Genomic DNA, 16924 nt, shown 5'->3' on the forward strand with positions numbered 1-16924 from the left:
TTTAAGTGCGCATAAAAAATTAATTTTAGGTGTTAGTGTGCTTAGAAATTTCCAATTATGATGTTTTTTTCGGTTGACATTTCACCACTGTGCTTTTTTTGGTTACATTCCTATTTCAAATCACTTTGTTTATTGCTAATGCCAAGTTTTTTAATTACTTGACCTTAATGCCACTTATTAATTATGCCGAGGCATAATTGCGTCCAGAATCGGCTTTGTGCTTTGACCTGCATATGTTTTTTGCGCGAAAGCGAAGCGACAGCAGCAGATGTTTTTTGCACGAAAGCGAAGAGGCTGCAGCAAATGTTTTTTGCGCGAAAGCGTTGTGCAACGTAGCGGCTGCAACGAAGTTGGTCACTTCAGTCATGTGTTGTTGCTTTCGTGCTTCGCTTTCGCACAGATAAATTGCCACAGGGCGTACGTTCTTAGACTGAGTTCCTCCGTCTTAGCGGACATTCTCTGAAAGAAGCTAAAATGTATTATCAAATAGATTTTCTGCAATGCCTTGTAAAATATCTTTCTCTGTAAACTCCATTAGTTCTTCTCTTGAAATAGTTTTCTGTTGAATTAAGCGGTTTGACTGAATAGTTACGAGCTTTTCAAATAGGTTTCGAATATAGCGACCGTTCGAAAAGTTTGGAATAGATTCGACTGGAATTTGATGCAATTGCTCCTTCATATGATGTGCAAATACGTCACCATACTTGTAATCATTATTTTTACATAGCATGGCAAAAATATCATAAAGCTCATCCGTGCTAAAATTATCAAACTGCACAAAATGATTGAAGCGTGATTTAAAACCTGGATTGGCAAGTAAAAATTCCTCCATGAGCTCTGTATAACCAGCAACGATCACAACTAAATCATCGCGTAAATCCTCCATCGACTTTAATAGACTATCAATCGCTTCTTTACCAAAAGCGTCCTGTTTATCATTAACTAGTGAATAGGCTTCATCTATAAAAAGCACGCCGCCCTTTGCTTTATTTACTACTTCTTGGACCTTCAAAGCCGTCTGACCAACATATCCTGCTACTAAACCTGCACGATCTGTTTCCACAAAATGTCCGCTTGAGAGTACACCAAGATGTTTATATATTTGGCCTATAATACGTGCCACTGTTGTTTTTCCTGTACCTGGATTTCCAGAGAACACTAGATGATAGGTGATTGGGAAGCTTGTTAAACCATGGTCGACACGCAAGCTTTGAATTTTAATGAAGTTAATAAGATTATGTAATTCCTTTTTGGCATTTGGAAGTCCTACAAGTCCATCCAGTTGCTTCTGTAATTTTTCAATTTCTCGCTCTATTTCTGGTGTTATTCGTAAACGTTCACCGTTAATAAATTCACCGCTATAAATAATTTTCCCCTCTTCATTGAAATAATCTCCTCGACCGTGCTTATCTCCATTTACAAGTTCTCCGATATAGGAAGCCTGTCCATTAGTATAGTAAAGAGTACCATGTCCCGTCATAGCATCCTCTTTAAACTGCCCCTCCGATACTAGCACACCTTGACGAGAATAGTTCTTACCTTTTCCATGTTTCATATCCTCAAAGAAATAACCTTCATATTGAAGCATTGTTACACCATTTGCAAGTTCCTCAGCACTTGGCGATTCTGGTGTGAAGTAAAGCTTTCCGGCACCTTGCATATGGTTCCAGATAAAATCACCTTCATATTGTAAAAAACCACTTGGATAGTATTGTTTTCCCTTGCCTTTCTTCATGCCATGGACAAAATCACCTTCATATTGCGGCTGATTTAAATGCGGATACTTAGTACGAAGCTCTTTAAATGGAGCAATAGCATCTTCCTCATAATACAAAATCCCGTAACCATCCATTAAATCATTACGAAAATGTCCCTCGTAATATACTTGACCATCCTTATATAAAATACCATTACCTTGTTTTTTATTTTGAATAAATTCGCCTTGATAAATCATTTGACCTTTTAAATACATAATGCCATTACCTTGCTTCATATGATTGGTGAATTCCCCCTCGAATAACAGCTCCCCTTCTTGGTCAAATAGCGTACCTTTCCCATCATATATGTCATGTCCAAAGTCATTTTTCTTCACGCCGCCACGATACATTAATGTACCATCTGGATACAATATATCTTTTTCTTCATGATTATATGTCATTTGATTGCCACCCTTTATCCATGTTCAGTATATGTTCAATTATAGCGTGGAAAAGAATACTTATGTGCGAATTTTCGGAATTCGCAAGGTATTTTTTTAAGAAATTACATTCTTATAAGGTAAAAATCCGCTTCGATTAGTATCTACACGGATTTTTACCTTATTTTTTGTTTTTATATATAGCGATAATTTTGTTGCATCGATTGAATCGTTTCAATCATCTCTTCTCTAAGCTCAATTGGCTCTAACACTTCAATGTCTGCCCCTTGGCTCAGCAACCACATTTTAATACCATGTCCAAAAACTTCTGCTTCAAATAAATATTGCCCATCTTTTTTAGATAATATTTTTGCTGTTGGCAAACGATCTAACACAGCTTGTGGGGACGGTCCTTTAAAGATAAATTTCATACGCATTAGCTCGCCTGCATGCATAAACTGAATACGTTTGCGAAATTCTCCTTCTTGAAAACGTTCGGCATATGGTATTTGGAATTTTTTATCAAGCTCACAAAAATGTTGAATTCGGTCAACTCTATAAACAATGGGCAAATCCTTTTCATGCTTATTATCATAAGCAATTAAATAAAAGTAGTATTCCGAGAAAATGACGGCAAGTGGTTTTAAAATCCTTTCTGTAGGAATTGTTTCACCTTCACGTAAATAATCAATTTTAATGATCTTCTTTTTTTGAACCGCCTCTGATAGAACCCAGATTAAAGGCAGTAAAGACTTTTTATGATTTAAATCTACGTACAAATGCTTTTCGTTTAAAATAATATTGTGAATAAACTCCTGCTTATCAGCCGCAACAATCGAAATAAGCTTATCTATAATATCACTCATTTCTGATTTTAGGAGTGCCCTTGATTCGATGAGAATTTTAACAATCGCTAAAACTTGCTCCTTTGATAAAATACTTTCTCCTTTATTTGTCAGCCTGTACACCTTTTCAGTCCGCACATATTCTAAATGGCAATCCAATTTAGCTTTTTCTAGGTACGCTCGAATTTCATTCAAATCCCGTTGTATGGTTTTTTCACCAACATTATGTGTAATTGCTTCTTGTTTTTTGTTAATTCCTTGACCATCCATTAGTCTGTCAAACATCGAAATGACGCGATAGCCTTTGTGTTGTTGTGAATCTACCATATATCCCACTCTCTCTTCAAAGTTACTTTTCTATTATACAAAAAGAGTTGGACACTATTAGTCCTTTTAACTACATAATTTCTATTTTATTGGTATAATTGGCATGACATTCTATACTTTTGTTATAATTCACTTTATTTTTACAGTTAATTCCGTATAAGCAGATAAAAAGGACCTCAATCTCGGTGATTGAAGTCCTTCATTATTATATCAATGAAATACCAATGTCATGTTGCTCTTCAGCAAAGTGAAAGTTTGATTTCCGTTCCAACTGAGCATTTTGTTGTTGCTACCGCTGAGACTGAGCGACTCATCGGGCATCAGCGGCCTCGGACACCTCAGGAAGCTTTGCTCTGCGCGAAAGCCAATCAACCATGTCACATAGAATTTTTTGAGATAAAACGAAACTTCAGCAAAATGAGTATTTATGCGAAAATTTGTAGCCTAGACAGAGTCTTTAGCGGATTATTCCTTTACTCTTACTGCAGTTCCATACGCTAATACTTCTGATGTGCCGTCCATGACCGATGATGTTGAAAATCTTACCGCAACAATCCCATTTGCCCCTAGTCTTCTTGCTTCTTCTTCCATAGCTTGTGTGGCAATTTCTCGAGAGCGAGTGAGCATTTCTGCATACTCCTTCATCTCTCCTCCGACAATATTGCGAAGTCCAGCCATCATATCGCGGCCAATATTTCTCGATTGTACCGAATTACCTTTTACTAAACCTATAGTTTCTACAATTTCTTTTCCTGCTATAATATCTGTGGTTGATAGTAACATACAAGAGCCCTCCTATTTTTTATATTTTTCAACGGCTTTAACAGCTTCAGTAATGGAAGTCGTAATCACTCCCGTGCGCTTAATTAAGCCAATCACAAATAAATTGCGATAAACAAACTGATTTTCAACCCCGTCGTGTATAAGTGCTTCTATTTTCATCATATTATCCCGGCCTTGTTGACGAACATCTGTAAAGACGCCTACGATTGGTCGATTTAACATCGCAAATGCTCCAATCTCTGCTGCTACACCTGAATCAATCTCAACCCCATCTAAAACGGCCACTAATACATCGCTATTTTGCAGCATCTCTAAATCCGCTTGCGCAATCGCCAAACTATCAGCATATGCCGCTTTATCATTTATCGCATCATTCTCCTGTGGTACGTATAATTCAATACCTGGTACTGCCTCTCTAATTGCCGCAGCGAGTTGCTCGTTGACTAAACGATCTCCTAAAGAAAATAATCCATTTGCTAAGTATGCCTTCATAATAAAACTCCTATTCCAATGTTTTTTCAAACACGATTTTATGTCGATTTTTCTTATCCACAAAAGTGGAAATAATATCAAATCCATGTTTAAGATTTGTGATAAGCATTGCTTTTCGCTCATTTCTACCATATGTACGAACTTTTTTAAATCCAAGTGCCTGTATATGTTCATGCTGTCGCCCCATCAATTGACTGGCAATACCTTGACTCCGTTTCTTTTCATGGACACCGCCTAACCAACTGTAAAAAACGCCATCAGGATGTGTATAGCCTAGTTTAAAGCCTAGGATATCTTTATTTTCTACTGCTAATAAACAAATAAGTCCTTCTTTACTTTCAAGTTTTTCTAGTGGTAGATTTGCCCCATCAAATACATGTGCATGAATTTCCTGTAATTGCTTCAACCAATCATATGGTACGCCTTCAATTATGACGATATGCATTTTTATCACCCCTATCAGTCATTCATTATAGCAGAAAAGCTCGAACTATAAGGTTGAACATTGCAGTATTGTTTTTCTGGAAAAAGATAACGTCCTTTATACAGTGCTAAGTGTTTATCCTATCGAACAGGCGAATTAAATAATGAATATTACGATATAGTTTGTGATAACAGAACAGTTTCTTAGGCTAACGGTTAAGTCAGGTGGTAACCTTTCCAAGATATTAACAACGGGTACGGCCACGTGACACCCATTCTCCTCTATTGTCGCCGAAATACGGGGAGGTAGGAATCTTCCCTGTAGGCAAATGCGTAGCTTTAACATAAAAATGCTGGTATCCAATACTCATGTCATTTATCCAATAAACGGGAAAGAAATCCTTGCGGTATGATATTTTCTCTAAATGCTCTTCGGCAATATCACTGTTTTTAATGCTCTTTTCATCTGTTTATTCGCTTCAACAGCTCCCCCTTTACTGAAAGCTTCATCTGTCAATAGTTATCTATGCCTCTCTAGGTTTCTATTGACAAAAAAAGGTATCTTTTCCACACCCTTACGGTAATCATCCTTTGATTCGAGTAAACCGATATATCGCCAGCATCCACGTTTCGTCCCAAAATAATAAAAAACCTCCCACTTTTATACGAACCCAAACTCATATCATTTGGATATTTTGTTCGTTTTAGCGGGAGATTATATTCTATCATCCGATTGTTTCCACAATGTTTCCTTGCTGATCTTTAATATATGTTTTTTCAATTAAGAGTGAAAGTTCCGGTATTGAAGATAATTCAAATTCTTTTTCTTGTGGCATCAAGTTTTGATGGAGTTCCATAACTGCCTTTTCATTTAAAGTTATGGTAACATCCGCTTCCTCTACTCTATAGCCACATTTTTCTCCTGGCTCAAAAACAACTCGGATTTCTCGACCAACTAAGGTTAGCCTTTTCCCTTTTAAAATCCGTCCGCGTAATAGTTTACCGATTATTCCTGCTTGCTTTGCCCCTAGCGTCAACTTATTAAGCGGTTTGCTGAACAACCCTGTTTTCCCCTGCTCCCAAGCTAGTTGGTCCACAAATAAATAGCCAGTGTTTGAGCCTTCTTCCGCCATTCCTTTTTCTACCGCTTCAGCAATGGATGAAATCTGTAAAAGAGATGCACGAGATAAGTCAGTAACATAGCTCGGGATATATTCTAGACCTGCCTTTAGTACACCAATCGTATTCCAAGTTTGCATCGCCTCAAGCTCATCGCCTGTAATCCCTACCATTTGAATAAACTCCACTTGTCCATTTGGTGTATCAATAGCAGGTAACTCGGGATCTAACGTATATGCAAGCGCCGTTAAAAGCGTATCAGCACCTTCGCAGATTGGCCCATTAGCATCCAAATAATCGCCTGCTCTGAAAACATTGCCACTGTCAAAAACATATCTTCCCATGTTTTGCAGCAAATTTAGCGCCCACGCTGGTGGCTCCTCCTCATCTTCATTTCGAGCAAGACGAAATGTTAACTCAAACCCATATCCGCTGTATTTCGCATCTTCAGATTCTTTTTCATATAACTCGGAAAATCCATAAGTTACAAAATGCCAGTGTGGAACTGGTGTCTCACTCTTATAGGCGCTGATTCCTTCAAGTGGATCTTCTCCCCCTAATAAATATGGAATAACAGTTCCATAATGCTTCGGCTCCTGTCCTCCGTAAACTTTTAATAATTCCTGATCAATCGCATCCCAACCATATGCATTTACTTCTTCGCTCATCATCAACGCCCCCTACGTATTTCTATATTACCTATAATTATACTATAAAGTATATAACACACTCCAAAGAGAATAATACCTAGTTTAGTACCTCTAATATTACTAGACTTTTTTATTAATCGGTGGTGGATATTGAGTGCAAGTTATTAAATCCTATGGCAATCTGTAGAGACATGCCTAAATATGAAGCCTCAACGGATATCTACATGCGGCGAGGCGTTATTTTAGCGTGGATAAAATAAGTTGAATGCTTCAAGATTTCGCCTTAACCGTATAACATAGCTGGTGAACGCACACTTTGTAAGTAATCTGCAAGCTTCCCAGCATATACTTTTTCTAAATAAGGTAATTGTGCAATACAATGGGGTGTCATTAATGCTGGGTTTTGATAAACTTTCAGCCCACCAACCTTTAAAAGAGTCGCTACAAATTGTGAGCAAAAATAAGCACGCTCTCTTCGTACCTCCTTTTGCATCATAACGCCAAAGAGCCCGATAAAATTATATTTATAGCGATCACGATTCCAATACATATAACGTACGATTTTCATCATCTCTAAGTATTGATACTGAGATATTTTACAACGATAAATTACACAATCAGCTGTTTCAAATAGCCCTCTTTCTGCATCCTCTTGCAAAAAGCCCCCACTTAAAGGATTATTTAATTGTCTACGTCCAAAGCTATACATTTCAAAAAGTTCCTCATCAAAAGCAATGGACGCATGATTCATCTCTTTTCCAGTATACATGCCTATAGCTTTTGATAATAATGTACCTGTCTTTGTTAATACTATGTAAATGGTATATGCCATGTCCTCACCCACTTCAATATTCTTCCACACTACCAATACGTTTTAAATATTCAAACGGTTTCATAAATTTCCTTTTTTTATAAGTATAGCTAAAGAAGTTGACTTTTTTCTTAGAAAAAAATGAAAATTTTCTTAATTTTCATCAATAAAATACTTTTAGACTTATGTTTTTACGCCATCTTGTGATTTACTGATTTTTACTAAGAATTTAAGTATAGGTATGTACAAGAAATTTTAAATATGATTGCCGATGTGTGTGGTGTAAAGTTTGAGGCTTTATAGGAGCTTAAAAATTTGAATGTAGCATAGCGTCAAAAACGATACAATAAAGAATTAAAACAAACTGTAGAGGGGCTTATCACTCTGGTATGTCGATTCAGTCAACTGTCTAACGTGCCTTCCACAAGGAATCGATTATCTAACACCAGATGAATGCGAAAGAATATAACGGTTACAGCTTAAACTTAAGGAGTACAAGGTCTTCCCCTTTATATTTTTGGCGTAACCCCCTGAGTTTTTCATTCTACATCCCTGTCAAAGGGCTCTTTGACTAGCTACACAGGGATGTGGAACACTCCATAGTGGTTGCCACAAAATCAAAACTTAACTTTTTTGTGTCTAGAATCATGACTTATATCAAATTTCCATTAACCCCCAATCGCTGGCGTAATTGGGGGTTAATTTTCATACTAGCAATTTTCAACTGGCTTTTTTATTGCCTGGTGTTGGCACAATTATTTTGGTATATACGTATCGCTTCTTTTAAAAATATTTGCTCCTTTTCTGTAAAAGGATTGGGAAATTTGAATGATTCTGTGAATGGTAGCTTTTTCTCAACCAAATCTAAATTTCCTTTCAATGTTTCATTCATAAGTTGCAGAAGTGTTTTAACAGTTTCTTGAGATTCTTTTGAAGAAGGTATTGCTTCTATAAATGTTAAATGTTTAATTTTTGATAGAACTTTAGTCCATTTTTTATCTAGATCGATTTCTTCGGATTTATTTATACTAAATAATTCATCAGTTATATCTGAAAAGTGTTCTTTAAACCATGTTTCAGTATTTTCAGCAAACATTAATTTTTGAAGCATAGCACAAAATATCTCGATATTAATGATTTCCTCATCTTTCACTGTTTCAATAAGGTGATTTATATCAGATAATATATTTATAATTTCAAGCTTTTTGGCTTCAAATAACTGTTTTTTTGCGTTTAAAGATTTTAAGATAATTTCACCTTTAACAGTGTTTTTTTGTAGTATGTCTTTAATTTCCTTTAGCGACAAGCCTAGAAACTGTAATGACTTAATGTTTTGTAAAGTAGATAGATCCTCTGTAGTATATAATCTATGTCCACCCTCTGTATAATCACTTGGTTTCAATAGGTCGATGCTGTCATAATATCGAAGGGTTCTAATACTAACACCAGACGTTTGCACAAGTTGACCTATCGTAAAAATACCTTTCTCCGACAAATTATTCTCTCCTTAATGATTGACTTTAAAGTATCGTATAACGGGATAAGAAAACTTTTTTCCATTTAAAGTATAAATTGCTGCAATTAAAATTAATATTGTTTCAAGAATAATAAGTGCAAAAGACAGGATTGAAACTGCGCTCCATTTTTTAGACATAAAAGTTAGTAACAAAAAAACTGGGAAGAAAGTAAAATGAAGGTTCATTCCCTCTTTTGCATGGTCAGCAAAATATTTATTCCTATTCCTTGATACTAAGTATACCAATATAGGTAAAATAAAGGTTAATAATAGCGAGAACAGGTGCATTAAACTTGCCAATCCTCTGTTTAATATACTCTCTTTTTTCACTGTGCTTTTCCTCCAATAGCATATTTTTAATTGTTACCATTTAAAGTTAGTAACTAAATTCATCATAAAAGGTAACGCTACTGGAGATTCAAGGACAAAGGATAATTTTTTTCATTAAACACAAGAATTCACGTTTGGTTCGGTATCTTTGTTTAGGTGATTAACTTCAAATAAGGTAGCGAAGTATTTAATTGAAAACAAGTGATTTCTTTAAAGTTTTCCTTATGTTAAATACTTTATCAAATATAGCTGTTGTTATTTTTAGTTTGCTCTATTGTATGATATAATCGCTTTACTGACTAACCTAAGCAAGTCAAATTGAGCTGTAGCGATACCGTACGCTACAGCTTTTTTTGTATTCTCTTCCTCATGGATTATTGCTTTCCAAATACTCCTCTGCTAGTTGTGGATTTTTATATATGGCCATACCAGTTTTCAATTTTTTAAAGCCGATCTTTTCGTAAAAAGGTTCATTTCCTGTTGTTGCAATTAGCTGAATACAAGAAACATCCTCTAATTGGTCGATGATATCCTCTAAAAGAATTTTAGCTATCCCGCTTCTTTGATAATTTTTATGTACTACAACATCATAAATCGCAGCATTAAATATTCCATCTGAAAGAGCTCTCGCAAAACCTATAATTTTATGATCTTTTACTGCGAAAACTTGATGTGTACTTGCATTGAAAACTTTTTTTATTATACGTTCATCATGTTTCATCCACCCTACTGATTGATAAACTTCTTTTAACATTGTTAGCTCGTTTTCCTCTACGTCATATTTAAGTAAAACCATTTTACGCCCCCTATTTTCTCTTTTAATGTTGATTAACTATATTTAACCATCAAACTAAAGAGATTACATACCATTTATAAATTAAGTCTCTTGACGAACGTTTGTTCTGATATTAAAATGATAAAAAAGGAGGCAATTTTATGCAAAAAACGAACACCATTGAATTAGCACATTTCTCAGAAGAGTATGTGGCTATTTTGAATGCCTTTGAGCTTCCGGAAGAACAAAGGCAATTTACTGCCCTTCCAAAAGAGATTTCTATAGAGATGGTTGGTCAATATCCGATTGTTATTTTGAGTGACCATGTACCTGTAGGATTTTTTGTCCTATATGCAACAGAAAGAGTAAAAGAATACTCTAATAATCCAAATGCTATGCTGCTTACTGCATTATCTATTGACCATAAACAACAAGGAAACGGGTACGCCAAAAAAGGGATGTTAGCATTGTCTGAATTTATGAAGAGGGAATTTAAAGAATATAATGAAGTTGTTTTAGTCGTTAATCATAAAAATATTCCAGCTCAAAATTTGTATTTAAAGGCTGGCTTTGTCGATAACGGGGAAAGAAAAATGGGACGTATTGGTGAGCAAATTGTTATGAACCTAGCCATTTAATAAATGTAGATATGAATTCTCAAAAATCACTCGTTATGACATGAGTGATTTTTTTCTGCGGTTTTGACAATCGGCTATTTAAAGAAAAAATGCCAACGACAAATTATACTCTTTTGGATGTTCCAATTGAATTATTCCACTTTCAAATTTTCAAGTTCTCTCCCGTAGTTTACATAATATTTTTATTTAGAAATAAAGTATTCCTCTATTTTGTAAGTTCTCATAGTAGCTCTCTTGCTTCCACACTATAAACTGCTTGGGAACATGCTGCCCCCACCGTCATCAACAGCTATACCTTTATTACAACCTCATAATAAAAGCAGATGGCTATGTAGAGGTCCATTACAGAACTCTAAACCATCTGCCTTTTTAGGCAATCACTTTTTTAAAAAGAATGGAGATACATTTATCCCTAAGTCTCCAATTCTACACTTCTCCTTTTTTACGAGCTGCCATTTCATCTTTCATTTCTTCTTTTAATCCTTCAATTGACTTTTGACGTCGCTTATTTTTTTCTTTAATCATTTCACTTTGCATAGGGTCTGCAAACTCCAAACTAATTTCCGCTTCACGAAGTTTTTCTTCAGTGTTTTTAACGATATCACGGATTCGTTCAACGTTATTGGATCTATCATCCGGTTTTGAGTGTCTTGAATTAGCCATGGTAACCTCCTAAAATTTTGACATAAATCTAGGTTGGCTAATTTAGAATGTTCCTATGTGTACTAATTTTTACTAAGAAGAATGCTACCTTTTTATTTCCACTTATAGTAAACATGAGATTATATAAAATAACTTTCATTGTACAACAGAATTATTCGTTCCTCGTAAAGTATTTAATAAAAGTTCCCCTTATAATCAGTTCAGCATGCGCATTAAGGATATATTATATCCGCATGTTCTCTATTTTATGGTTACCATTCTCCAACTATATATTTATCCTAATTAAACATGAAAAAAAGCTGACACTGAAATAATTATGTTAAAAAATTACCTCTAATACAGAGAAACAAATCCTAAAATCCTATTAGAATTGTCCTTTTTAATTGTCCTAAAAGTCATTGCCTTCGAATAAAATGCAAGTACATTTGATAATTGGAGGCTATTTTATGGATTCTATATTTACCTATATCTTTTTAGGACTATCAATGGCTGCAACAATTGGACCTGTTAAGACTGTCCTATTAAATACAGGTTTAAAAAATGGCTTTTTTCATGCATGGTTTTTTAGTCTGGGTGCCATATTGACCGACATTATATATATGTTTATCGTATATTTTGGAATTGGACAATTTATCAATTCCATCTGGTTGAAAACAATACTTTGGTCTTTCGGCTGTTTTGTTCTTTTGTACACCGGTATCGAAAATTTACTGTCGCTACATAAAATTGAGATGGATTCGAAAACCGGTAAAAGAACACGACTGAGACAATCCATGATGGCCGGTTTTTTCATGTCTTTTTTGAATCCGCTAACCATCCTTTTCTGGCTAGGAATATACGGCTCCATACTTGCAAAAACGGTTGATGGCTCTACAGGGTATAAAATCATTTTGGTAAGTATCGCCGTTTTGTTTGGCATTATTTTAGTGGATTTTATTTATGCCTTTTTATCCAGTGTCGCTCGAAAATTATTATCCACAAAGCTTTTGAAAACGGTCTCTTTTATCTCAGCCTTATTAATGATTGGTTTCGGGATCTACTTTGGCAAGCAGGCTTACCGAGTGTTATTCCAATAAACTCAGGCAACAGCGCATAAAATGAACATGAAAGGAAACCATACCTTTAAAAGAATATTTGTCGAGGTGTGGTAATGCCCAAAGAGAAGGTTAATGTAAGTGTCTGGTGTATTGTAAGTTTGACTTCTATTCCGCTCATCATGACACTGGGAAATTCGATGCTTATTCCCGTGCTCCCGAAACTGGAAGATAAGGTCGGGATAACATCATTTCAGTCAAGCATGATCATAACAAGCTATTCAGTCGCAGCGATTTTTCTCATCCCAGTAGCTGGCTATTTATCGGACCGCTTTGGCAGAAAAATAGTAATATTACCGAGCTTAATTTTAGCATTAATCGGTGGTCTGATTGCCGGATTTGCTTCATGGAAAATGGATGACCCGTACGCAATGATTATTGCTGGAAGGATTGTCCAGGGAATAGGGGCGGCTGGTGCCATGCCAATCGTATTGCCTCTTGTAGGTGATCTTTATCAGGATGATGACGAAAAAATAAGTTCTACATTAGGGATAATTGAAACATCTAACACGTTTGGGAAAGTGTTAAGTCCCATTTTAGGTTCAATATTTGCCGCTTTTTTATGGTTTCTGCCCTTCTTTTCCATTTCAGCGCTTAGTCTGATTTCGATTGTACTTATTTTTTTCTTCGTTAAAGCTCCTAAAGATGATGATGAACCATTGAAGTTCAAAGAGTTTTTACGTAATACAAAAAAAGTTTTCAAGGAGGAAGGAAAATGGTTGTATACCGTATTCCTTAATGGGGTCCTTGTGATGCTTATATTATTTGGTATGCTATTTTTCTTGTCAGAAAACCTCGAAAAAGTTCATGATATAAAAGGTATTAAAAAAGGGTTTGTCTTGGCCATCCCGCTTTTATTACTTTGTATAGCTTCATTTATATCCGGTCGAAAAATTAAAGGAAACCTGGGAAGGATTAAAAAAATAATTATTGCCTCCTTGATTGCAATGTCTGTCAGTATTGTCTTCGTTGGGTTTACAAGCAAAAAACTAATTCTTTTATTAGTCGTAACGTGTATAGCGGGGATTGCTATCGGTGCACTATTGCCTGCGCTTGATACAATTATTACTGACAATATTGGAAAAGAGTTAAGAGGAACAGTATCCTCTTTTTACAGCTCGGCACGATTTATAGGCGTTGCAGCCGGCCCTCCTATTATGTCACTTGTCATGAAAAGCTATCTCAATGTCAGCTATATTACGGCAGGTGTATTGGGATTCATTCTCCTGTTTGTTGTCTTGAAGTTTATCAAAGTAGAAGATATTGAAAAAACCAATGAAACAGCATAAAAAATAAGGACCTGACAGTTATTGGGCTGCTGAAGGTCCTTTTTGGAAAGCACTTAGTTTTATCCAGATCTCATACTAAAAATAATAAGGAAAATCCCGCTGAAAAGACATGTTCTTCTTGTCATCGATACTTTTTCATCAAGACCTAGTAATGCTACGCTTGTTGTAACAATTAAATCACTGGACCTACCAAGGCAAGTAGATGATGAGCGGAATAAATGACGCCTCTCGAATTTCTGCAAGTGGTGTAAAACTTCAAAGTGGTACTATGGGAGCCATTGTCACAGCAAGTCAAGCTGTACGTAAAGGAAATAAATTTATTAAATCAATTTCAATCTTTTCTCAATTAGTCGACTCAACTTTAGATTTATGGGAAAACAGCCTATAAAAAACAGGTCTAATACCTGTCATTTGTTGTTTCTAATATGATTAATCAACAGCTTTTCCACTTGTGATTTAAGAGCTTGATTTGCATAGCGGAGTACTACATCATTACCTGCAGTGGCAACTTGCACGTCACTAAAGTATTCATCTACTGGTTGCCAACCTACGACTCGTATACGTTTTTGTGCCAGTTCTCGTTTGAGGTTAAAATATTCTTGTCTTAGATCTTTTAGCAATGAATCCATCATTGGAAGAAATACCGTTTTCATTTTAAACTGCTCTAATTTACAATAGTCCACCTGCAATGATTTAACTGCTAGTTCTAATAAAAGATACTTATGAAGTAATTGTCTTTCGTCGGCTTTAATCATAGTAATCAACATCCAGTTGGGCTGATTGAATACTTTGGATTGGAATACTTTTCGTTTTAAGTAGTGTTTCAAGTATGAGCTCATTAGTATTCATCGATTTAATTATTCCAGTCCATTGTGTAATTTTGTAGTCCTTCCACACTTCTAAATTTATGTCCAATTGCTGATTAAAAGCTTGATCGATTGTTTTTTGTAGTTCTTCCAGTTCCCACTCAGTCAATTCTCTTGGCTGTTCTGTACGCTCCTGTTTATACTCTCTAAGAAGCTCTAAATGCTCTGGCAACATCATCGATGCCCATTTAATATTACCTCTGTCCTGTATCATTCATAAATCACTCCTATGCCAAATGACCACCAACTAGGCGATCTCGATTAATAGCTGTACCAGCTTTTGTGAAAGAAACTGCTCTTAATATTGATGTTGCTCCAAACCGATTGCGTATGGCATCCATAGTAGGTCCTATGACTTGACGTTGTGGTTTGCGCTCGTCAAATAAATCTAATTGGATACTATGCTCTCTCTCTAAGTTGGCTATTCGGACAGATAACTGTCGAGCTGGTTCACCTGCAAAGTGTTCATCCAGTAATTCAAGGCAAGTTTTATACATTACAAGGGTTTCACTTGTCGGCACTGCAATTGTTTTAGACCGATGGAACCCTTTGGTCATGGCGTTTCGACTATAAGAAAGACCTAAGCTGATTGTACGGCCAACAAACCCTGCATCACGTGTGCGTTTCATTACGTCTTCGCACATTTCTAGGAGCACTACAGAGATTTCTTTACGTGTGTGGTAATCCCTCATCAGCATTTGGCCCTTCCCAAAACTTAAAGTACCGTTTGTTATTAACGGCTCCCCTAATTTGGATAGATCTATTCCCCATGCATGATAATAGAGTTGATTGCCCATTACACCAAAGCCCTTTTCTAATTCTTTTAGATCTGTATTAGCCAAACCACCAACTGTTTGTATTCCCATAGCATTTAGATTTGCTTCCATTCGTTTTCCTATGCCCCACATTTCGGATAGGGGTCGTACTGGCCATAATTTCTTTGGAATATCCTCATACGTCCATTTAGCAAAGCCTGTTTTCTTTGCTTCAAGGTCTAAAGCTAATTTAGCTATTAACATATTTGGTCCCATACCTACTGCACTAGGTATATTAAATTGGTCAAGAATGGCCTTTTGTATTTCCTTAGCCGTTTCTTCAGGTGAACCCCAAAGCTTTTCAGTGCCGGTTAAATCAACAAAGCTTTCGTCTACACTATACACATGTATAGCATCAACCGGGACGTAATTAGAGATTAATTTTGTAATCGTCATCGACATTTGAATAAAGAAACTCATTTTAGGCTCAAACAATCTAATGTCAGGATGTTTAGGTATTTCATAACGACGACTACCAGTTTTGATATTAAATTTTTCTTTCATTAAGGGGGACGCAGCAAGCACTACGCTACCTGGTTGGTCAAAATTTGCAACTACTGCAACTGGCGTTTTTAAAACATCTAACCCATGTAACATCGCTACGATACTGGCGTAAAAGCATTTCATATCGATACACATAATAGGTCTATTGGGCATACTTTCATAATTCATACAGCTTCACGCCCCTTACTAACAAAAGGAATAACGACTAGAACATTACTGATCAAAAAAGTACGTTTTGCATGTCTTGTAAAACAAAATGCTTGAAATGAATTACTAACAATTTTAATGACTTTTACATGCCTTTTTGATACGGAACCACCTTTTGCTACATACATCATGTTCACAAATTGTTTGCGCTGCATAGCTTTAATCAGTTGCTCTATCATCTTAGCTTCCTCCCACTATCTCTCGAAATTTCATAAATAATAGCTGTGTATTATTGATATTTTTTATTGGCACATTAATTTTCCCTTTACCTATCATACGTAAGAACATTTGTTTGTATACATTCTAGAACAAACGTTTGCATTTTAACAAGATTAAATTTTTGGAAACAATAAAATACCAGGTACTCAATGGCACTAGACTTACCACTGTCAAGTAGACGTGAAACATTATAAAACAAATAAAATTAATATCAGCGGTATTTCGTTCTTTTTCTCAAGCTATTGCAACTTAACGAAAAACTCCCTTGCTTTTGGGACTGGTATCCCTATTGCCTTTTCTTATTCCAGTTGTTAAGTACGGTTGACGAAAGCCTTAATGTACTTAATTACTTCACAGTCAATGCATTATTTGATACAACTGCTATTCTGGAAGGTGAAAACTATTGGTGGAAGCTAATCAT

General features: G+C 35.7%; 19 protein-coding genes. 4 read left to right on the forward strand and 15 right to left on the reverse strand.

Going from position 1 to position 16924, the window contains the following annotated elements; translation table 11 throughout:
• Nucleotides 1-469: 469 nt before the first annotated feature.
• The 10 genes from ACIQ7N_RS19190 to ACIQ7N_RS19235 all read right to left on the reverse strand — a co-directional run bounded on the left by ACIQ7N_RS19190 (nt 470) and on the right by ACIQ7N_RS19235 (nt 10229).
• Nucleotides 470-2158, reverse strand: coding sequence for an AAA family ATPase (locus ACIQ7N_RS19190; protein ID WP_402935098.1), 1689 nt, complete (start codon nt 2156-2158; stop codon nt 470-472).
• A gap of 173 nt (nt 2159-2331) precedes the next feature.
• Nucleotides 2332-3309, reverse strand: coding sequence for a helix-turn-helix transcriptional regulator (locus tag ACIQ7N_RS19195; protein ID WP_248716167.1), 978 nt, complete (start codon nt 3307-3309; stop codon nt 2332-2334).
• Between the two features lie 465 nt (nt 3310-3774).
• Nucleotides 3775-4092, reverse strand: coding sequence for a YbjQ family protein (locus tag ACIQ7N_RS19200; protein ID WP_400934923.1), 318 nt, complete (start codon nt 4090-4092; stop codon nt 3775-3777).
• A 12-nt stretch (nt 4093-4104) separates the two neighbouring features.
• On the reverse strand, nt 4105-4584 hold the full coding sequence (locus tag ACIQ7N_RS19205; protein WP_402935102.1) for a nucleoside 2-deoxyribosyltransferase: 480 nt from the start codon (nt 4582-4584) through the stop codon (nt 4105-4107).
• A 10-nt stretch (nt 4585-4594) separates the two neighbouring features.
• Nucleotides 4595-5029, reverse strand: coding sequence for a GNAT family N-acetyltransferase (locus ACIQ7N_RS19210; protein WP_402935105.1), 435 nt, complete (start codon nt 5027-5029; stop codon nt 4595-4597).
• A 703-nt stretch (nt 5030-5732) separates the two neighbouring features.
• A complete protein-coding gene (locus tag ACIQ7N_RS19215; protein WP_248719206.1) occupies nt 5733-6794 on the reverse strand; it encodes a suppressor of fused domain protein in 1062 nt (353 codons plus the stop codon).
• Between the two features lie 265 nt (nt 6795-7059).
• Entirely contained in the window at nt 7060-7608 is a 549-nt protein-coding gene (locus tag ACIQ7N_RS19220; protein ID WP_402935109.1) for a hypothetical protein, read from the reverse strand.
• 712 nt (nt 7609-8320) lie between these two features.
• The gene (locus ACIQ7N_RS19225; protein ID WP_402935112.1) at nt 8321-9082 is read right to left on the reverse strand and encodes a MerR family transcriptional regulator; all 762 of its coding nucleotides are present in this window, start codon (nt 9080-9082) and stop codon (nt 8321-8323) included.
• 12 nt (nt 9083-9094) lie between these two features.
• The gene (locus tag ACIQ7N_RS19230) at nt 9095-9433 is read right to left on the reverse strand and encodes a magnetosome magnetite crystal formation protein family (RefSeq protein ID WP_248716172.1); all 339 of its coding nucleotides are present in this window, start codon (nt 9431-9433) and stop codon (nt 9095-9097) included.
• Between the two features lie 367 nt (nt 9434-9800).
• Nucleotides 9801-10229 carry a GNAT family N-acetyltransferase gene (locus tag ACIQ7N_RS19235; RefSeq protein WP_402935114.1) on the reverse strand — a complete coding sequence of 143 codons (429 nt, stop codon included), beginning with the start codon at nt 10227-10229 and terminating at the stop codon, nt 9801-9803.
• Between the two features lie 140 nt (nt 10230-10369).
• Between ACIQ7N_RS19235 and ACIQ7N_RS19240 the strand changes: the two genes are divergently transcribed.
• Nucleotides 10370-10846 carry a GNAT family N-acetyltransferase gene (locus ACIQ7N_RS19240; RefSeq protein ID WP_402935117.1) on the forward strand — a complete coding sequence of 159 codons (477 nt, stop codon included), beginning with the start codon at nt 10370-10372 and terminating at the stop codon, nt 10844-10846.
• 426 nt (nt 10847-11272) lie between these two features.
• Here ACIQ7N_RS19240 and tlp read toward each other — a convergent pair whose 3' ends face one another.
• Nucleotides 11273-11509 (reverse strand): small acid-soluble spore protein Tlp, encoded by a 237-nt coding sequence (gene tlp, locus ACIQ7N_RS19245; RefSeq protein ID WP_402935120.1) that lies wholly within the window; start codon nt 11507-11509, stop codon nt 11273-11275.
• Between the two features lie 446 nt (nt 11510-11955).
• Here tlp and ACIQ7N_RS19250 point away from each other — a divergent pair, with 446 nt between their 5' ends.
• The 3 genes from ACIQ7N_RS19250 to ACIQ7N_RS19260 all read left to right on the forward strand — a co-directional run bounded on the left by ACIQ7N_RS19250 (nt 11956) and on the right by ACIQ7N_RS19260 (nt 14280).
• A complete protein-coding gene (locus ACIQ7N_RS19250) occupies nt 11956-12585 on the forward strand; it encodes a LysE family translocator (RefSeq protein WP_402935123.1) in 630 nt (209 codons plus the stop codon).
• Between the two features lie 74 nt (nt 12586-12659).
• A complete protein-coding gene (locus ACIQ7N_RS19255; protein WP_402935126.1) occupies nt 12660-13892 on the forward strand; it encodes an MFS transporter in 1233 nt (410 codons plus the stop codon).
• Between the two features lie 202 nt (nt 13893-14094).
• Nucleotides 14095-14280 carry a hypothetical protein gene (locus ACIQ7N_RS19260; protein ID WP_402935236.1) on the forward strand — a complete coding sequence of 62 codons (186 nt, stop codon included), beginning with the start codon at nt 14095-14097 and terminating at the stop codon, nt 14278-14280.
• Between the two features lie 19 nt (nt 14281-14299).
• Here ACIQ7N_RS19260 and ACIQ7N_RS19265 read toward each other — a convergent pair whose 3' ends face one another.
• The 4 genes from ACIQ7N_RS19265 to ACIQ7N_RS19280 are packed head-to-tail and all read right to left on the reverse strand — an operon-like array spanning nt 14300 to nt 16463.
• The gene (locus ACIQ7N_RS19265; RefSeq protein ID WP_402935128.1) at nt 14300-14647 is read right to left on the reverse strand and encodes a YhjD family protein; all 348 of its coding nucleotides are present in this window, start codon (nt 14645-14647) and stop codon (nt 14300-14302) included.
• Entirely contained in the window at nt 14640-14972 is a 333-nt protein-coding gene (locus ACIQ7N_RS19270; protein WP_402935131.1) for a YolD-like family protein, read from the reverse strand. The genes ACIQ7N_RS19265 and ACIQ7N_RS19270 overlap by 8 nt, the downstream gene beginning before the upstream one ends.
• A gap of 13 nt (nt 14973-14985) precedes the next feature.
• Nucleotides 14986-16245 carry a Y-family DNA polymerase gene (locus ACIQ7N_RS19275; RefSeq protein WP_402935134.1) on the reverse strand — a complete coding sequence of 420 codons (1260 nt, stop codon included), beginning with the start codon at nt 16243-16245 and terminating at the stop codon, nt 14986-14988.
• Entirely contained in the window at nt 16242-16463 is a 222-nt protein-coding gene (locus ACIQ7N_RS19280; protein WP_402935137.1) for a transcriptional regulator, read from the reverse strand. The genes ACIQ7N_RS19275 and ACIQ7N_RS19280 overlap by 4 nt, the downstream gene beginning before the upstream one ends.
• Nucleotides 16464-16924: the final 461 nt, after the last annotated feature.

Source organism: Lysinibacillus sp. NPDC095746, from assembly GCF_044763535.1.
In the GTDB taxonomy this organism is placed as follows: Bacteria; Bacillota; Bacilli; order Bacillales_A; family Planococcaceae; genus Lysinibacillus.

Coding starts and splice junctions, on each gene's coding strand:
- ACIQ7N_RS19190 (WP_402935098.1), bottom strand. CDS start 2,158: ATGACATATAATCATGAAGAAAAAGATATATTGTATCCAGATGGTACA.
- ACIQ7N_RS19195 (WP_248716167.1), bottom strand. CDS start 3,309: ATGGTAGATTCACAACAACACAAAGGCTATCGCGTCATTTCGATGTTT.
- ACIQ7N_RS19200 (WP_400934923.1), bottom strand. CDS start 4,092: ATGTTACTATCAACCACAGATATTATAGCAGGAAAAGAAATTGTAGAA.
- ACIQ7N_RS19205 (WP_402935102.1), bottom strand. CDS start 4,584: ATGAAGGCATACTTAGCAAATGGATTATTTTCTTTAGGAGATCGTTTA.
- ACIQ7N_RS19210 (WP_402935105.1), bottom strand. CDS start 5,029: ATGCATATCGTCATAATTGAAGGCGTACCATATGATTGGTTGAAGCAA.
- ACIQ7N_RS19215 (WP_248719206.1), bottom strand. CDS start 6,794: ATGAGCGAAGAAGTAAATGCATATGGTTGGGATGCGATTGATCAGGAA.
- ACIQ7N_RS19220 (WP_402935109.1), bottom strand. CDS start 7,608: ATGGCATATACCATTTACATAGTATTAACAAAGACAGGTACATTATTA.
- ACIQ7N_RS19235 (WP_402935114.1), bottom strand. CDS start 10,229: ATGGTTTTACTTAAATATGACGTAGAGGAAAACGAGCTAACAATGTTA.
- ACIQ7N_RS19240 (WP_402935117.1), top strand. CDS start 10,370: ATGCAAAAAACGAACACCATTGAATTAGCACATTTCTCAGAAGAGTAT.
- tlp (WP_402935120.1), bottom strand. CDS start 11,509: ATGGCTAATTCAAGACACTCAAAACCGGATGATAGATCCAATAACGTT.
- ACIQ7N_RS19250 (WP_402935123.1), top strand. CDS start 11,956: ATGGATTCTATATTTACCTATATCTTTTTAGGACTATCAATGGCTGCA.
- ACIQ7N_RS19255 (WP_402935126.1), top strand. CDS start 12,660: ATGCCCAAAGAGAAGGTTAATGTAAGTGTCTGGTGTATTGTAAGTTTG.
- ACIQ7N_RS19260 (WP_402935236.1), top strand. CDS start 14,095: ATGATGAGCGGAATAAATGACGCCTCTCGAATTTCTGCAAGTGGTGTA.
- ACIQ7N_RS19265 (WP_402935128.1), bottom strand. CDS start 14,647: ATGATTAAAGCCGACGAAAGACAATTACTTCATAAGTATCTTTTATTA.
- ACIQ7N_RS19270 (WP_402935131.1), bottom strand. CDS start 14,972: ATGATACAGGACAGAGGTAATATTAAATGGGCATCGATGATGTTGCCA.
- ACIQ7N_RS19275 (WP_402935134.1), bottom strand. CDS start 16,245: ATGAATTATGAAAGTATGCCCAATAGACCTATTATGTGTATCGATATG.
- ACIQ7N_RS19280 (WP_402935137.1), bottom strand. CDS start 16,463: ATGATAGAGCAACTGATTAAAGCTATGCAGCGCAAACAATTTGTGAAC.